The sequence below is a fragment of the Allobosea sp. NPDC055353 genome (genome assembly GCF_053644975.1).
In genome coordinates, this window is the sequence record NZ_JBSHMC010000001.1 from 2222502 (window position 1) to 2236719 (window position 14218).

Below are 14218 nucleotides of genomic sequence, written 5' to 3' on the forward strand. Positions count from 1 at the left end.
TTCGCTCCGCGAAGCCCCGGAATGACAAGGGTGGCGCGAAGCTGCGTCTCATCGAAAACGTTGACGCGCGGCCCGTGCATGGGCTCTTAAGGCGCGAGACCTATTTGGCCCATGATTTTCCGGCCGGGGCAGGCTCCCCGGCCTTTCTGCGTTCGAGCGATGCGATGATGGACAAGACTTTCGAACCGGCCGCCGTCGAGGCCCGGATCAGCAAGGCCTGGGACGAGGCTGAAGCCTTCAAGGCGGGCAGGGGCGCTGCGCCCGGCGCCGAGCCCTATTGCATCGTGATCCCGCCGCCGAACGTCACCGGCTCGCTGCATATGGGCCACGCGCTCAACAACACGCTGCAGGACGTGCTCTGCCGCTTCGAGCGCATGCGCGGCAAGGACGTGCTCTGGCAGCCCGGCACCGACCATGCCGGCATCGCGACGCAGATGGTCGTCGAGCGCAGGCTCGCCGCCGAAAACAAGACCGACCGCCGCTCGATGGGCCGCGAGGCCTTCCTCGCCGAGGTCTGGAAGTGGAAGGAGGAATCGGGCGGCACGATCTTCAACCAGCTCCGCCGCCTCGGCGCATCCTGCGACTGGTCGCGCGAGCGCTTCACCATGGACGAGGGGCTCTCGGCCGCCGTCCTCAAGGTCTTCGTCGGCCTGCACAAGCAGGGGCTGGTCTACCGCGCCAAGCGGCTGGTGAACTGGGACCCGAAGTTCCAGACCGCGATCTCGGATCTCGAGGTCTTGCAGGTCGAGAAGACCGGCACGTTCAAATGGCAGCGCGGCGGCGAGGACGCGTTCGACGCGGCCAAGCTCGACAAGGCGCTGAACCGCGACCCGAACGGCCATCTCTACTATTTCAACTACCCGCTCGAAGGCGCGACCTACGATGCGGACGACGCCTCGACCTTCATCACCGTCGCGACGACGCGGCCGGAGACCATGCTGGGCGATACCGGCGTCGCGGTTCATCCCGAGAACGAAAAGATCGGCCATCTGATCGGCCGCAAGGCGGTGCTGCCGCTGGTCGGCCGCGTCATCCCGATCTTCGGCGACGACTATGCCGATCCCGAGAAGGGCACCGGCGCGGTCAAGATCACGCCGGCGCATGATTTCAACGATTTCGAGGTCGGCAAGCGCCATCAGCTCGACGTCGTCAACATCCTCGACGGCGAGGCGCGCCTGCTTCTCGAAGGCAATGACGATTTTCTCGGAGGTGCTACACCAGCGCCTCCGGCAGTGCTTACCGCTATGGCCCTGCACGGCCTCGATCGCTTCGTCGCGCGCCGCCGCGTGGTCGAGATGATGGCCGAGCGGGGCCTGCTCGCGAAGGTCGAGCCGAACACCCATACCGTCCCGCATGGCGACCGCTCGGATGTCGTGATCGAGCCCTGGCTCACCGACCAGTGGTATGTCGACGTCAAGCCGCTGGCGCAGCGCTCGATCAAGGCGGTGCAGGACGGCCGGACCAGGTTCACGCCCGAGAACTGGACCAAGGTCTATTACGACTGGCTGGAGAATATCGAGCCCTGGTGCGTCTCGCGCCAGCTCTGGTGGGGCCACCAGATCCCGGCCTGGTACGGGCCGGACGGCGAGGTCTTCGTCGCCGAGTCGGAGGCCGAAGCGCAGACGCTCGCCATGGCGCATTACGGCGACACCGTCGCGCTGACGCGCGACGAGGACGTGCTCGACACCTGGTTCTCCTCGGCGCTCTGGCCGTTCTCGACCCTGGGCTGGCCCGAGCAGACGGCCGAGCTGAAGCACTATTACCCGACGGCGACGCTGGTCACCGCCTTCGACATCATCTTTTTCTGGGTCGCCCGGATGATGATGATGGGCCTGAACTTCATGGACGAGGTGCCGTTCAAGGACGTCTATATCCACGCCATCGTTCGCGACGAGAAGGGCGCGAAGATGTCGAAGTCGAAGGGCAACGTCATCGACCCGCTGACGCTCGTCGACAAATACGGCGCCGACGCGCTGCGCTTCACGCTGTCGGCCATGGCGGCGCAAGGGCGCGACATCAAGCTCAGCACGCAGCGTGTCGAGGGCTATCGCAACTTCGCGACCAAGATCTGGAACGCGGCGCGCTTCGCCGAGCTGAACGGCTGTGCGCGAGCCGAAGGTTTCGACCCGGCGAGCGTCAAGCAGCCGCTCAACCGCTGGATCCTCAGCGAAGCCGCGCAGGCCGCCGAGGAGATCGCGGCCGGCATCCCGAGCTTCAGGTTCAACGAGGCGGCAGGCGGCGCCTATCGCTTCGTCTGGAACCAGTTCTGCGACTGGTATCTCGAGCTCGCCAAGCCGGTGCTGCAGGGCGAGGGCGTCGATGCCGCCGCCCGGGCCGAGACCCAGGCGACGGTCGCCTATGTCATCGACCTGATCTGCCAGCTCCTGCACCCGTTTATGCCGTTCCTGACCGAAGAGCTCTGGGCGCAGAAGGCCGAGGCCGGCGCGCCGCGCAAGCTCGCTGAGGGCGACGCTTCGCTGGTCTGCCTGACCCGCTGGCAGGACCTCTCGGCCCTTAAGGATGCAGCCGCCGAGGCCGAGATCGGCTTCGTCGTCGACCTGATCTCGGATATCCGCTCGGTGCGCTCCGAGGTCAACGTTCCCGCCGGCACGCAGGCGCCGCTCGTGCTCGTCAACGCCTCCGCTGCGACGCGGGCGACGATCGAGAGCTGGCGCCCGATGATCGAGCGCCTCGCCCGCGTCTCCGACATCGCCTTCGAGGCGGCCGCGCCGGCCCAGTCGGCCCAGATCATCGTGCGCGGCGAGGTCGCGGCGCTGCCGCTGGCCGGGCTGATCGATCTCGATGCCGAGCGTACGCGCCTGACCAAGGAGCTCGCCAAGCTCGACCAGGACATCGCGGTCGTCGAGAAGAAGCTCGGCAACCCCGATTTCATGGCCCGCGCGCCCGACGAGATCGTCGAGGAAAATCGCGAGCGCAAGGCTGCGGCCGAGGCTCGCAAACTCAAGGTCGCGGAGGCCTTGGCGCGGCTGGCGTAATGCGCCGGTGATTGCACGCGCCTGTGAAATCTAACCGTCATGCTCGCCCTTGTGGCGAGCATCCACGTCTTGAACACCGCATTCGATAAATGAAGACGTGGATGGTCGGGAGAAGCCCGACCATGACGAGATGCAATTCGGTTTCCGATCGCAGGTATCGCATTCCGGTCACGCCCGTGTCGTCAAATTGACGCTGATCCAAGAGAGGACTCGCATTCCCACGCGGACCCCGCTTAGATGCGCCCGACGCAAACCCGCCATGCAGAATGTGTGGCGGCACAAGGACCGGCTATTCAGAACCCATGCTCAAGCGAGCCTATGACTGGTGCGTTTCATACGCCTCCCATCCTGCGGCCCCGTGGCTGCTCTTCGGCCTCACCTTCATTGAAAGCTCGTTCAGCCCGCTGCCGCCGATTCCGCTGCTGATTCCGATGTGCATCGCCCGGCCGGACCGGGCCTGGTTCTATGCCGGTATCTGCTCGCTCGGCGCCGTGCTCGGCGGCTATCTCGGCTATGCCATCGGGGCGCTGCTCTACGAGTCGGTCGGCGCCTGGCTGATCGGCATCTACGGCCTGCAGGACAAGGCAGCGACCTTGATCGCGACCTCGCAGGACTACTGGTTCTGGGTGCTCGTCACCAAGGGCCTGACGCCGATCCCGTTCAAGATCGTCACGATCATGTCCGGCTTCCTGCATTTCGACCTGTGGAAGTTCACCATCGGCATGGTCGTGTCGCGTGCGACCTTCTTCCTGATGATCGCGGTGGCGCTGCGCTTTTATGGCGACGACATCCGCATCTTCATCGAGAAGCATCTGCCGATGACGGCGTTGGCCCTTGTCGTGGTCATCGTCGGCGGCTTCTTCGTGCTGCCGATGGTGCTGTAAACCGCCGTTACGTCACGCCGCCGCCCTGAACTTTGTGACATCGGCGCAACACCCGGACGGGAACGGTGCCCGACACCCCAGCGACACCACAATCGCCGCGAAGCCGCCACAAACGAAGCCCAGCAAAACGCTGCGTTAAGTGCCTGAGATATATCGAAATCGGGAGTAACGCGCCGGTCCTTGAACGGTTCCGGACGGTTTTCGGGTTTTCGGGGGCGCGATTGCTCCCGGTAGGCGTGGCGTGGCACATCTTCGCGCCGTGCTGATCGGGGGACAGGGCGAGTGGCGATGGACGGGCGTGTGTACGACAAGTCGAGGCTGCCGAGCCGCCATGTGAGCGTCGGCCCGGCCAAGGCCCCGCACCGTTCCTATTATTACGCGATGGGCATGACCGCGAAGCAGATCGCGCAGCCCTTCGTCGGCGTCGCCTCCTGCTGGAACGAGGCGGCCCCCTGCAACATCTCGCTGATGCGCCAGGCCCAGGCCGTGAAGAAGGGCGTCGCCTCCGCCAGCGGCACGCCGCGCGAGTTCTGCACCATCACCGTGACCGACGGCATCGCCATGGGCCACCAGGGCATGAAGTCCTCGCTCGCCTCGCGCGAAGTCATCGCCGATTCCGTCGAATTGACCATGCGTGGCCATTGCTACGATGCGCTCGTCGGCCTCGCCGGCTGCGACAAGTCGCTGCCGGGCATGATGATGGCGATGGTGCGCCTCAACGTGCCCTCGATCTTCATCTATGGCGGCTCGATCCTGCCCGGCACCTTCAAGGGCCGCCCCGTGACCGTGCAGGACGTGTTCGAGGCCGTCGGCAAGCATTCGGTCGGCGCGATGTCCGACGAGGACCTGAAGGAGCTCGAGGAGGCTGCCTGTCCCTCGGCCGGCTCCTGCGGCGCCCAGTTCACCGCCAACACCATGGCGACCGTCGCCGAGGCGATCGGCCTGGCGCTGCCCTATAGCTGCGGCGCGCCGGCGCCCTACGATGTCCGCGATACCTTCTGCTACACCGCCGGCGAGATGGTGATGGAGCTGATCGCGAAGAACATCCGCCCGCGCGACATCGTCACCCGCAAGGCGCTGGAGAACGCCGCGATGGTCGTCGCCGCCACCGGCGGCTCGACCAATGGCGCGCTGCACCTGCCGGCGATCGCGCATGAATGCGGCATCGATTTCGACTTGTTCGAGGTCGCCGAGATCTTCAAGAAGACCCCCTATATCGCCGACCTGAAGCCGGGCGGGAAATACGTCGCCAAGGACATGTTCGAGGTCGGCGGCATTCCGCTGGTGATGAAGAGCCTGCTCGATGCCGGCTACCTGCACGGCGACTGCATGACCGTCACCGGCCGCACCATCGCCGAGAACATGGCCTCGGTGAAGTGGAACGACCAGCAGGACGTGGTCTATCGCGCCGACAAGCCGATCACCGTCACCGGCGGCGTCGTCGGCCTGCAGGGCAATCTGGCGCCGGAAGGCGCGATCGTGAAGATCGCCGGCATGCCCGAGGACCAGCTCGTCTTCACCGGCCCGGCGCGCTGCTTCGACCGCGAGGAGGATGCCTTCGAGGCCGTCCGGAACCGGACCTACAAGGAAGGCGACGTACTCGTCATCCGCTACGAGGGCCCCAAGGGCGGCCCCGGCATGCGCGAGATGCTCTCGACCACCGCCGCCCTCTACGGCCAGGGCATGGGCGACAAGGTCGCGCTCATTACCGATGGCCGATTCTCAGGCGCCACCCGCGGTTTCTGCGTCGGCCATGTCGGGCCTGAAGCCGCCGTCGGCGGCCCGATCGGCCTGATCCGCGACGGCGACATCATCGAGCTCGACGCCATCACAGGAAAGCTCGCAGTCCGCCTTTCTGATGCCGAACTTGAGTCGCGTCGTAAGAGCTGGGCGCCGCGGAAGACCGACTACAATTCCGGCGCGCTGTGGAAATACGCGCAGACCGTCGGCTCCGCCAAAGGCGGCGCCGTCACCCACCCAGGAGGGGCGGCCGAAACCCATTGCTATGCGGATATCTAGCTCAACCATAGCATGCCTGTTCCTGTTGCTGGGTGGCCATCAGGCCGCCCTGGCGCAGGATTTCTCAGGCGCCAAGCCGCTGCCGCCGCGTGCCATTCCGGGCGGGGCGCTGCCGGAGCCTGACGATTCCGTGCCTGGCGGCTCGGACGCTGCGGCCATCGCTCCCGGCCCCGATACGCCGACCGCCCATACCGCGCTGCCGCTCGTGCCCTTCACCAGCGCGCGCGACGCCCTCAAGGCCTGGATGCGTGATTCCACGGCCGGCAACAAGGTCGGTGCCGTCCGCGCGCTCGAATACGCGGCCTCGCAGGGCCACCTCACGGCGCAGTACAAGCTGGGCCGGATGTATGCCGGCGGCGAGGGCGTCCCGGCCAATGATCTCAAGGCTTTCGAGTATTTCTCGAAGATCGCGGACGAGAATGCCGATGCGATGCCCGGCACGGCCGATGCCCGGCTCGTCGGCAGCGCCTTCGTCGCTCTCGGCAATTACTTTTCGGACGGAATCAAGGGCAGCTATGTGAAGCCCAATCCCGACCGGGCCTTCGACATGTTCCATTACGCCGCTTCCTATTTCGGCGATCCGGACGGCCAGTACAATCTGGCCCGCCTCTACATGACCGGGCAGGGCGCCAGCCGCGACCGGCGCCAGGCCGCCCGCTGGATGAAGCTCGCGGCCGAGAAGGGCCATGCGCCCGCCCGCGCCGCCTTCGGCGAAATGCTGCTGCGTGGCGGCGAGGGCGTGCCCCGCCAGCCGGTTCTCGGCTTGATGTGGCTCGCCATGGCCCGCGAGGGCGCCGATCCGACCCGCGAGGCCTGGATCATCGAGCGGCACGACGTGGCTTTCGCGGCCGCCTCGGCGAGCGACCGCTCGGCGGCTCTGGCCCTGATCGAGCGCCAGCATCTGGTGAACTCGCACAACGGCAACGCGGTCCGGAACTGAGCCGCAAACGCCGTCATTCTCGGGCGAAGCGAAGCGCAGACCCGAGAATCTCCTGCAGGATGGCGCCGTCCTGAGATGCTCGGTTTAAGCCCGAGCATGACGTCCGGTTGCTGCCCTCACTGCAATTCGATCATCACCGGGACATGGTCCGAGGGCTTGTCCCAGCCGCGGACATGCTTGGCGATCCTGACCCCCGACAGCCTGTCCGCCGCTTGCGGCGACAGCAGCAGATGGTCGATGCGGATGCCGTTGTTCCGCTGCCAGGCACCGGCCTGGTAATCCCAGAACGTATAGAGCCCGGGCGCGTCGGTGGTGTTGCGCAGGGCCTCGGTCAGACCGAGATTGATCAGCCCGCGGAAGGCGGCACGCGTCGGCGGCAGGAACAGCGCATCGCTGACCCAGGCGGCCGGGTCGCGGGCGTCGCGCGGCTCGGGGATGACGTTGTAGTCGCCCGCCAGCACCAGCGGCTCCTCATGCTCCAGCAGCATGCGGGCATGGGCGGTCAGGCGCTGCATCCAGCCGAGCTTGTAGGGATATTTCTCGGTGTTGGGCGGATTGCCGTTCGGCAGGTAGATCGAAGCGACGCGCACCACGCCGTCGCCGAGCGGCAGCACGCCCTCGAGATAGCGCGCCTGCTCGTCGCCATCGTCGCCCGGCAGGCCGCGCCGGACATCCTCCAGCCGCGAGCGACTCAGGATCGCGACCCCGTTGAAGGTCTTCTGCCCGTGGGTCTCGACCTGCCAGCCGGCAGCCTCAATCTCGGCGCGCGGGAAATCGGCGTCCACGCATTTGATCTCCTGCAGGCAGAGCGCATCGGGCTCGGCCTCCTTCAGGAAATCGAGGAGATGGCCGAGGCGCTGCCTGACCGAATTGACGTTCCAGGTGGCGATCCGCACGAGACGCTCCGATTCAAGACGAGCCGCAGGATAAGCGGCACGGTCGCGGCCATGGCAAGCCGGTTTCGACCGCAAACAAAAAACTCCCCGCATCGCTGCGGGGAGTGCTTGTCGGCGAAAGGACTGTCGCCTGCTGTCAGGGGCAGGCGCGGACGACGCCGCGCGCGGCGATATAGGTCCCGGTCTCCGGGTTGTAGCTCTTGAAACGGCGCGAGCAGTAGGCGACCGCGTCGGTATCCTCGATGCTGTAGCCATAGGCGCGCGGCACGGGCGGAGCATAGACCACCGGCGGCGCGACATAGACCGGCGCCGGCTCGTAATAGACCGGCGGGGGCGGGGCTGCCAGCGCACCGGCAGCGAGCGCGCCGCCGATGATGCCGGCCGCGATACCGGCGCCCACCGCCGGGCCGCGGCGATAGCCACCATAGTAACGCGGGCCGTAGCCGTAGCGGCGCCATTGCACGGTCTGGACGAGGTCGCTGCCGGCCTGCGCCGTGGCGACGGCGGACGCAGCGGGAGCGAGAGGCGCGGCCGATGCAGGAAGGGCGAGTAAGGTGCCGCCGGCAAGGGCGGCAGCGACGGCGAGCGTCCTGATCATGACGAAACTCCTCTGCGATACCAGGCGAGCGGAACTCCGCATGTTCCCCCGTTTGGATTCGAATGTAGCGGTCCGGTGACCGCAGGGGAAGCTAGCAGTCAATCCAGGCATAAATGGGCCGTCATGCTCCCGTCGCTTTTGACCGCGAAAGCAACGTCGAACCGCTTGCGCAGGCGGAATTTCCTCGCCATCTAGCGTTGCACCGCACACCTCACCTGATCGAAGGATCGAGACGCCCATGGCGCAACCGCGCGACCCGTCCGCCCAGCCTGCCGCGCTTGGCCCCCTGAAGCCCCTGCCGGCCCTGATCTTCAGCTCACGCTGGCTGCAGTTGCCGCTCTATATCGGCCTCATCGTGGCGCAGTGCGTCTATGTCTTCCTGTTCCTCAAGGAGCTCTGGCATCTCGTCACCCATGCCTTCGATTTCAGCGAGCAGCAGATCATGCTGGTCGTGCTCGGGCTGATCGACGTGGTGATGATTTCGAACCTGCTGATCATGGTGATCGTCGGCGGCTACGAGACCTTCGTCTCGCGCCTGCGGCTCCAGGGCCATCCCGACCAGCCGGAATGGCTGAGCCACGTCAATGCCAGCGTCCTCAAGATCAAGCTCGCGATGGCGATCATCGGCATTTCGTCGATCCACCTGCTCAGGACCTTCATCGAGGCCGGCAATATCGGCATCGCCGGCAGGACCGCGAACTACACCGAGACCGGCGTCCTGCTGCAGACGCTGATTCATGTCGTCTTCATCCTCTCGGCCATCGGCATCGCCTGGGTCGACAAGATGACGGCCACGCCCGGCAAGGGCCACTGACCAAGGTCCACCGAAACGAGAAACGCCCCGCCGGACCGGCGGGGCGTTTTGCGTTTTGGGGATGTTGCCTGTGCGCTTACTGGCCGCGCCCGCTGCGGGCAGCGAAGCGGATCGCTTCCTCGGCGGCACGGAACAGCGCCTTGGCCTTGTTGATGCACTCCTCCTGCTCGGAGGCCGGGTTCGAATCATAGACGATGCCGGCGCCGGCCTGGACATGCATGCGCCCGTCCTTGACCACTGCCGTGCGCAGCACGATGCAGGTATCCATCTCGCCATTGGCACCGAAATAGCCGATGCAGCCGGCATAGGCGCCGCGCGCATCGCGCTCCAGCTCGTCGATGATCTCCATCGCCCGGACCTTCGGCGCGCCCGACACGGTGCCGGCCGGGAAGCCGGCGATCAGGGCGCCGAGCGAATCGTGCTTCGGGTCGATCTTGCCCTCGACATTCGAGACGATGTGCATGACCTGGCTGTAGCGCTCGATGAAGAACGAGTCGGTGACCTTGACCGAGCCGATCTCGGCGACGCGGCCGACATCGTTGCGCCCGAGATCGAGCAGCATCAGGTGCTCGGCGCGCTCCTTGGGATCGGCCAGCAGTTCCTCGGCCAGGGCATCGTCCTCTGCCCGGGTTGCACCGCGCCGCCGCGTGCCGGCGATCGGCCGGATCGTGACGGTATCGTCGCGCAGCCGCACCAGGATCTCCGGGCTGGAGCAGACGATCTGGAAGTCGCAGAAATCGAGATAGCAGAGGAACGGCGCCGGATTGACTCGCCGGAGCGCCCGGTAGAGCGCGAAGGGCGGCAGGGCGAAAGGCGCCTCGAAGCGCTGCGACAGCACGACCTGGAAGATGTCGCCGGCGCGGATGTACTCCTTCGCCTTGTCAACCATCTCCAGATATTCGGCCTCGCTGGTGTTCGAGGTGGTCGCCGGGACCGGCAGGTTGGCGATGTCGATCTCCGCTTCGGCGGGGAGGGCACCTTCCAGCGCCTTCACCACGGCCTCCAGCCGCTCCTGCGCCCGCTCAAAGGCGTGGCGGGCACTGACGCCCGGCATATGCCGGACCGGGGTCACGACATGGATCTCGTCGCGCACCGCATCGAACACCACCATCAGCGTCGGCCGCGTCAGGATGGCGTCGGGCACGCCGGTTCCGGTCTCCTTCGGCACGGCCAGGCGTTCCATCAACCGGACCATGTCGTAGCCGAGATAGCCGAACACGCCGGAGGCCATCGGCGGCAGGCCTTCGGCCTCCGGAATGGCGCTCTCTTCCAGAAGCGCGCGCAGGCTCTCGAAGGCCGGGCGCGGATCGTCCAGGAAGGTCTCGCCCAGAGCCGTGCGGCAGAGCGAAGCCCGCCCGTGATGGCAGCGCCAGATCAGGTCGGGTTCGAGCCCGATCATCGAGTAGCGGCCGCGCACGGCGCCGTCCTCGACCGATTCGAGCAGGAAGGCCGGGCCCGCCGTGGCGTGACGCAGCTTCAGGAAGGCGGCGACCGGCGTCTCGCAATCGCCGACCAGCACCTGCCGCAGCAATTGCGGCGCGCCGGTCTCATAGGTCTGCGCGAAGCGCTCGAACTCCTGGAGCGGCTGCATCGTCAATTCTGCGCCCCACCCGTCGCGTTGCGGAAATTGGCTTCGTTGAGGCTGACGCCAAGCTCGGCCTGCCGCTTCGCGACATATTGCAGCAGGATGTCCTCGCTGACGCTGGACGACAGCAGCCGCTCGAAATTCCCGGCCTCCTGCGTCGTGCGGATGTAAGGCGCGACGGTCGCCGAATCGACCTTGAACAGGATGCGCCCGCCATCCGTGCCGGCAGCCGAGCCGCTCTTGCCGGCGGCGGTGCCGAAGACCTGGGCGACGACCGTGCCCGGCAGCTCCGGCCGCTGGTCCTGCCGGCCGAGATCGGCCGCCGTCTCGATGGTCAGGCCGGCCGAGGCCGCGACGGCATCGAAGCTCTCGCCCTTGTCGAGACGCTCGACGAGCTCGCGCGCCTTGGCCGAGAGCTTCGTCGCCGTCTCGTCGGCGCGCCACTGCGTCTCGACCTCGGCCTTGACCTCGTCGAAGCTGCGCTCCCGCGCCGGATCGATCTTGGTGACGTCGAACCAGACATAGCCGGTGTCGCGGGGCAGACGAATCGCCTCGTTGTCGACGCCGATATCCGAACGGAAGATCGCCTGCAGCGTGGGATCGCCGCCCGGCAGCGCCTCTTCGCGCGAGCCGTCGGGCTTGCCGAGGCCGGCATTCATCGGTCCTGCGGTGCGCAGCTTGAGATTGAGCTCCCTGGCGATCTCGGCGAGCGGCTTGGCGGAGGCGCGCTGGTCTTCGATCTTGTCGTGCAGATCGGTCACTTGGGCAGCGGCGCGACTCGTCGCCAGCTCCTGCTTCACCTCGGCCACGACCTCATCGAACGGGCGCACATGCGCAGCGTCGACCTGGGTGACGCGCAGCAGCACCGTGCCGAAGGCGCCTGTGACCGGGGCGCTCACGCCGCCTTGCTCGAGCGCGAAGGCGGCCTCGCGCACGGCGGGGTCGACGATCTGCTCGCGGGTGAAGGTGCCCAGCGTCAGGTCGTTGAAGGCGACGTTCCGCTCGGTGGCGATCTCGTCGAAGGTCTCGCCGCCGTCGATCTTGGCCTTGGCGGCCTGCGCCTCCTCGACGTTCGGGAACGGGATCTGCTGCACGGTGCGCGTCTCGGCCGAGGTGAAGCGCTGGGCCTTCGTCGCCTCGTAGCGGGCCTTGGCCTCCTCGTCGGTGACCTTGGCCGGATCGGCCAGCGTCTCGGCGGTGATCGAGAGGATGGCGGCCGTGCGGTATTCCGGCGCGCGGAACGCGATCTTGCGATCGTTGAAGAAGCTCTTGAGCTGGTCCTCTGTCGGTGCCGCGATCTCGCCGGCGCCGCTCGCCGGCATGCGGGCGAAGGTGATCGAGCGCTTCTCGTTGCGCAGGCGATTGCCGACTTCCTGCAGCGCGAGCGGGGCGGAGAGGCCGCCCACGACCATCTCCGAGATCTGCTGGCGCAGGATCGTCGAGCGCTGGAGCGCGACATAGCTCTGCTCGGTATAGCCGTTCGAGCGCAGCAGCTCGTTGAAGCGCGCCGCGGAGAACTGGCCGGCGGCGTCGCGGAAGGTCGGGTCGTCGAAGATCAGGTTGCGGATGGTGTCGTCGGACACTGCCAGCCGCATGCCCTGCGCCGTCTGGTCGAGCGTCGCCTCGGAGAGCATGCGCGACAGCACCTGCCGATCGAGGCCGGCCGCGCGCGCCATCTCGGGCGAAATCTGCCGGCGCTGCTGGCGGATCAGGTTCTGGATCTCGTTCTGATAGGCGGTGCGCATCTGCTCGATGCCGATCTCGGTCTTGCCAACCCTGGCGACCTCGTTGCGGCCGTAGCCGCGGAAGATGTCGCCCACGCCCCAGATCGCGAAGGAGATGATGAGGAAGCCGAACATGATGGCGATGACGAGCTTCCCAAATAAGCCCTGACCCGCCTTGCGGATGCCCTGCATCATCATCGAAGCTGTCTTTCCCTGAACCTGTCCGTGGCGCGGGAGCGGGCCCGCGCGCGCAATTCTCGGCGCTGCTTATAGGAACCGATGGCGAAAGCCGCAATCGCCCTGCGGCTTTGCACGCGATTGCGGCGCCGGCCGGGCATTGCTAGAGCCGAAAGAGCTGATTTCAGGAGGATCGACGTGACGCGCAGCATCAAGCCGCTGGTGGCGGGCAACTGGAAGATGAACGGGCTGAAGGCCGACCTCGCCATCGCGGCCGAGGTGGCGAAGGGCTACGACGTAGCGCTGAAGCCGAATGTCGACCTCGCGATCTGCCCGCCCGCCAGCCTGCTCTTCGCCGCGACCGCCGCGCTGATCGGCTCGCGCATCGCCACCGGCGGGCAGGATTGCAGCACGCAAGGGGCCGGCGCCTTCACCGGCGAGGTTTCCGCCGCGATGCTGGCCGATGCCGGCGCGAGCTTCTGCATCACCGGCCACTCCGAGCGCCGCACGCTGCATGGCGAGACCAATGCGACGGTCAAGGCGAAGGCCGAGGCCGCCCAGAAGGCGCTGCTGGTGCCGATCGTCTGCGTCGGCGAGACGAAGGACGAGCGCGAGGCCGGCAAGGCGCTCGCCGTCGTCAAGAAGCAATTGCGCGGCTCGGTGCCGGACGGTGCGACGCCTGCGACGCTCGTCGTCGCCTATGAGCCGGTCTGGGCGATCGGCACCGGTCTCACGCCGACCGCGGCCGATGTCGCCGAGATGCATGAGGCGATCCGCATCGAGCTCGGCCGCCTGCTCGGCAAGCAGGCCGCGGCCGGCATCCGCTTGCTCTATGGCGGCTCGGTCAAGCCCTCGAATGCGGCGGAACTGATGAACGTCGCCCATGTCGATGGCGCCCTGGTCGGCGGCGCCAGCCTCAAGGCCGAGGAGTTCCTGGCCATCGCCCGGGCCTGCGCCGGCTGAGCATTCCTGTAAATCGGCTGGCACGCAGGGGTGGCGCTGCCGGCTGGCGCATGTTATGTGCCGCGCCGAATTCGCCTCGATCTTCGAGGAGGAGCGGGTGGCCCTTGGCGGCGGCCCGCGCCATGCCCATTTCGTGAGACCATGCAGAACGTTCTCATCGTCATCCACCTGATCATCGTCGTCGCGCTCGTCGGCGTCGTGCTGCTGCAGCGCTCCGAAGGCGGCGGCCTCGGCATGGGCTCGGGCGGGGGAGGCGGCGTCGGCGGCTTCATGACTGGCCGCGGCCAGGCCAATGCCCTGACCCGTGCGACCGCGATCCTCGCCGGCCTGTTCTTCCTGACCTCGGTCGTTCTGGCTGTGATGGCCACGCGTGGCCGCGTCCAGCGCTCGATCATCGATGGCGCGCCCGCGACCTCCGCTCCGGCCACGCCCGGCGCACCGGCCGGCCCGAGCGCCCCGAATGCCGGCGGCGTCCTCGACCAGCTCCGCCAGATGCAGAACCAGAATCAGGGCGGCGCACAGCCGCCGACGCCGCCAGCGGCGCCGCAGCAGTAGACAAGACAGGGCCGGGAAACCGGCCCTTCTCTTTTGAGTTGGGAGAGGCCGGGCGACCGGCCTTCTC

Annotated in this window: 11 protein-coding genes; 7 read left to right on the plus strand and 4 right to left on the minus strand. The window is 67.0% G+C overall.

Annotated features, from left to right (window positions below; translation table 11 throughout):
- Positions 1-164: 164 nt before the first annotated feature.
- From ACWIEX_RS10280 to ACWIEX_RS10295, 4 genes are all read left to right on the plus strand, one after another.
- Positions 165-2996 carry a valine--tRNA ligase gene (locus ACWIEX_RS10280; RefSeq protein WP_454032944.1) on the plus strand — a complete coding sequence of 944 codons (2832 nt, stop codon included), beginning with the start codon at positions 165-167 and terminating at the stop codon, positions 2994-2996.
- Between the two features lie 302 nt (positions 2997-3298).
- Complete coding sequence (locus ACWIEX_RS10285) at positions 3299-3880, plus strand: YqaA family protein (RefSeq protein WP_061967927.1); 582 nt, start codon at positions 3299-3301, stop codon at positions 3878-3880.
- Between the two features lie 288 nt (positions 3881-4168).
- Entirely contained in the window at positions 4169-5899 is a 1731-nt protein-coding gene (ilvD, locus tag ACWIEX_RS10290) for a dihydroxy-acid dehydratase (protein ID WP_061967925.1), read from the plus strand.
- 25 nt (positions 5900-5924) lie between these two features.
- Complete coding sequence (locus ACWIEX_RS10295) at positions 5925-6839, plus strand: tetratricopeptide repeat protein (protein ID WP_454032945.1); 915 nt, start codon at positions 5925-5927, stop codon at positions 6837-6839.
- A 116-nt stretch (positions 6840-6955) separates the two neighbouring features.
- Here the strand turns inward: ACWIEX_RS10295 and xth are convergent, their stop codons facing one another.
- Both xth and ACWIEX_RS10305 read right to left on the minus strand, forming a co-directional pair.
- Positions 6956-7735, minus strand: coding sequence for an exodeoxyribonuclease III (gene xth, locus ACWIEX_RS10300; protein WP_454032946.1), 780 nt, complete (start codon positions 7733-7735; stop codon positions 6956-6958).
- Between the two features lie 136 nt (positions 7736-7871).
- Entirely contained in the window at positions 7872-8333 is a 462-nt protein-coding gene (locus tag ACWIEX_RS10305; RefSeq protein WP_454032947.1) for a BA14K family protein, read from the minus strand.
- Between the two features lie 238 nt (positions 8334-8571).
- Here ACWIEX_RS10305 and ACWIEX_RS10310 point away from each other — a divergent pair, with 238 nt between their 5' ends.
- Entirely contained in the window at positions 8572-9147 is a 576-nt protein-coding gene (locus ACWIEX_RS10310) for a TIGR00645 family protein (protein WP_454032948.1), read from the plus strand.
- Between the two features lie 76 nt (positions 9148-9223).
- Here ACWIEX_RS10310 and trpE read toward each other — a convergent pair whose 3' ends face one another.
- Positions 9224-10738, minus strand: coding sequence for an anthranilate synthase component I (gene trpE / locus ACWIEX_RS10315; protein WP_454032949.1), 1515 nt, complete (start codon positions 10736-10738; stop codon positions 9224-9226).
- 2 nt (positions 10739-10740) lie between these two features.
- Positions 10741-12654: a peptidylprolyl isomerase gene (locus ACWIEX_RS10320; protein WP_454032950.1), complete on the minus strand. Its 1914-nt coding sequence runs from the start codon at positions 12652-12654 to the stop codon at positions 10741-10743.
- A gap of 177 nt (positions 12655-12831) precedes the next feature.
- On the opposite strand from ACWIEX_RS10320, the gene tpiA reads away from it, so the two are divergent.
- Together tpiA and secG are read left to right on the plus strand one after the other, a co-directional pair.
- Entirely contained in the window at positions 12832-13596 is a 765-nt protein-coding gene (gene tpiA, locus ACWIEX_RS10325; protein ID WP_454032951.1) for a triose-phosphate isomerase, read from the plus strand.
- A gap of 141 nt (positions 13597-13737) precedes the next feature.
- Complete coding sequence (secG, locus tag ACWIEX_RS10330; RefSeq protein WP_061967913.1) at positions 13738-14151, plus strand: preprotein translocase subunit SecG; 414 nt, start codon at positions 13738-13740, stop codon at positions 14149-14151.
- Positions 14152-14218: the final 67 nt, after the last annotated feature.

Bases quoted from the DNA above. Each gene is read 5' to 3' on its own strand.
- ACWIEX_RS10280 (WP_454032944.1), top strand. From the start codon at position 165: ATGATGGACAAGACTTTCGAACCGGCCGCCGTCGAGGCCCGGATCAGC.
- ACWIEX_RS10285 (WP_061967927.1), top strand. From the start codon at position 3,299: ATGCTCAAGCGAGCCTATGACTGGTGCGTTTCATACGCCTCCCATCCT.
- ilvD (WP_061967925.1), top strand. From the start codon at position 4,169: ATGGACGGGCGTGTGTACGACAAGTCGAGGCTGCCGAGCCGCCATGTG.
- ACWIEX_RS10305 (WP_454032947.1), bottom strand. From the start codon at position 8,333: ATGATCAGGACGCTCGCCGTCGCTGCCGCCCTTGCCGGCGGCACCTTA.
- ACWIEX_RS10310 (WP_454032948.1), top strand. From the start codon at position 8,572: ATGGCGCAACCGCGCGACCCGTCCGCCCAGCCTGCCGCGCTTGGCCCC.
- trpE (WP_454032949.1), bottom strand. From the start codon at position 10,738: ATGCAGCCGCTCCAGGAGTTCGAGCGCTTCGCGCAGACCTATGAGACC.
- ACWIEX_RS10320 (WP_454032950.1), bottom strand. From the start codon at position 12,654: ATGATGATGCAGGGCATCCGCAAGGCGGGTCAGGGCTTATTTGGGAAG.
- secG (WP_061967913.1), top strand. From the start codon at position 13,738: ATGCAGAACGTTCTCATCGTCATCCACCTGATCATCGTCGTCGCGCTC.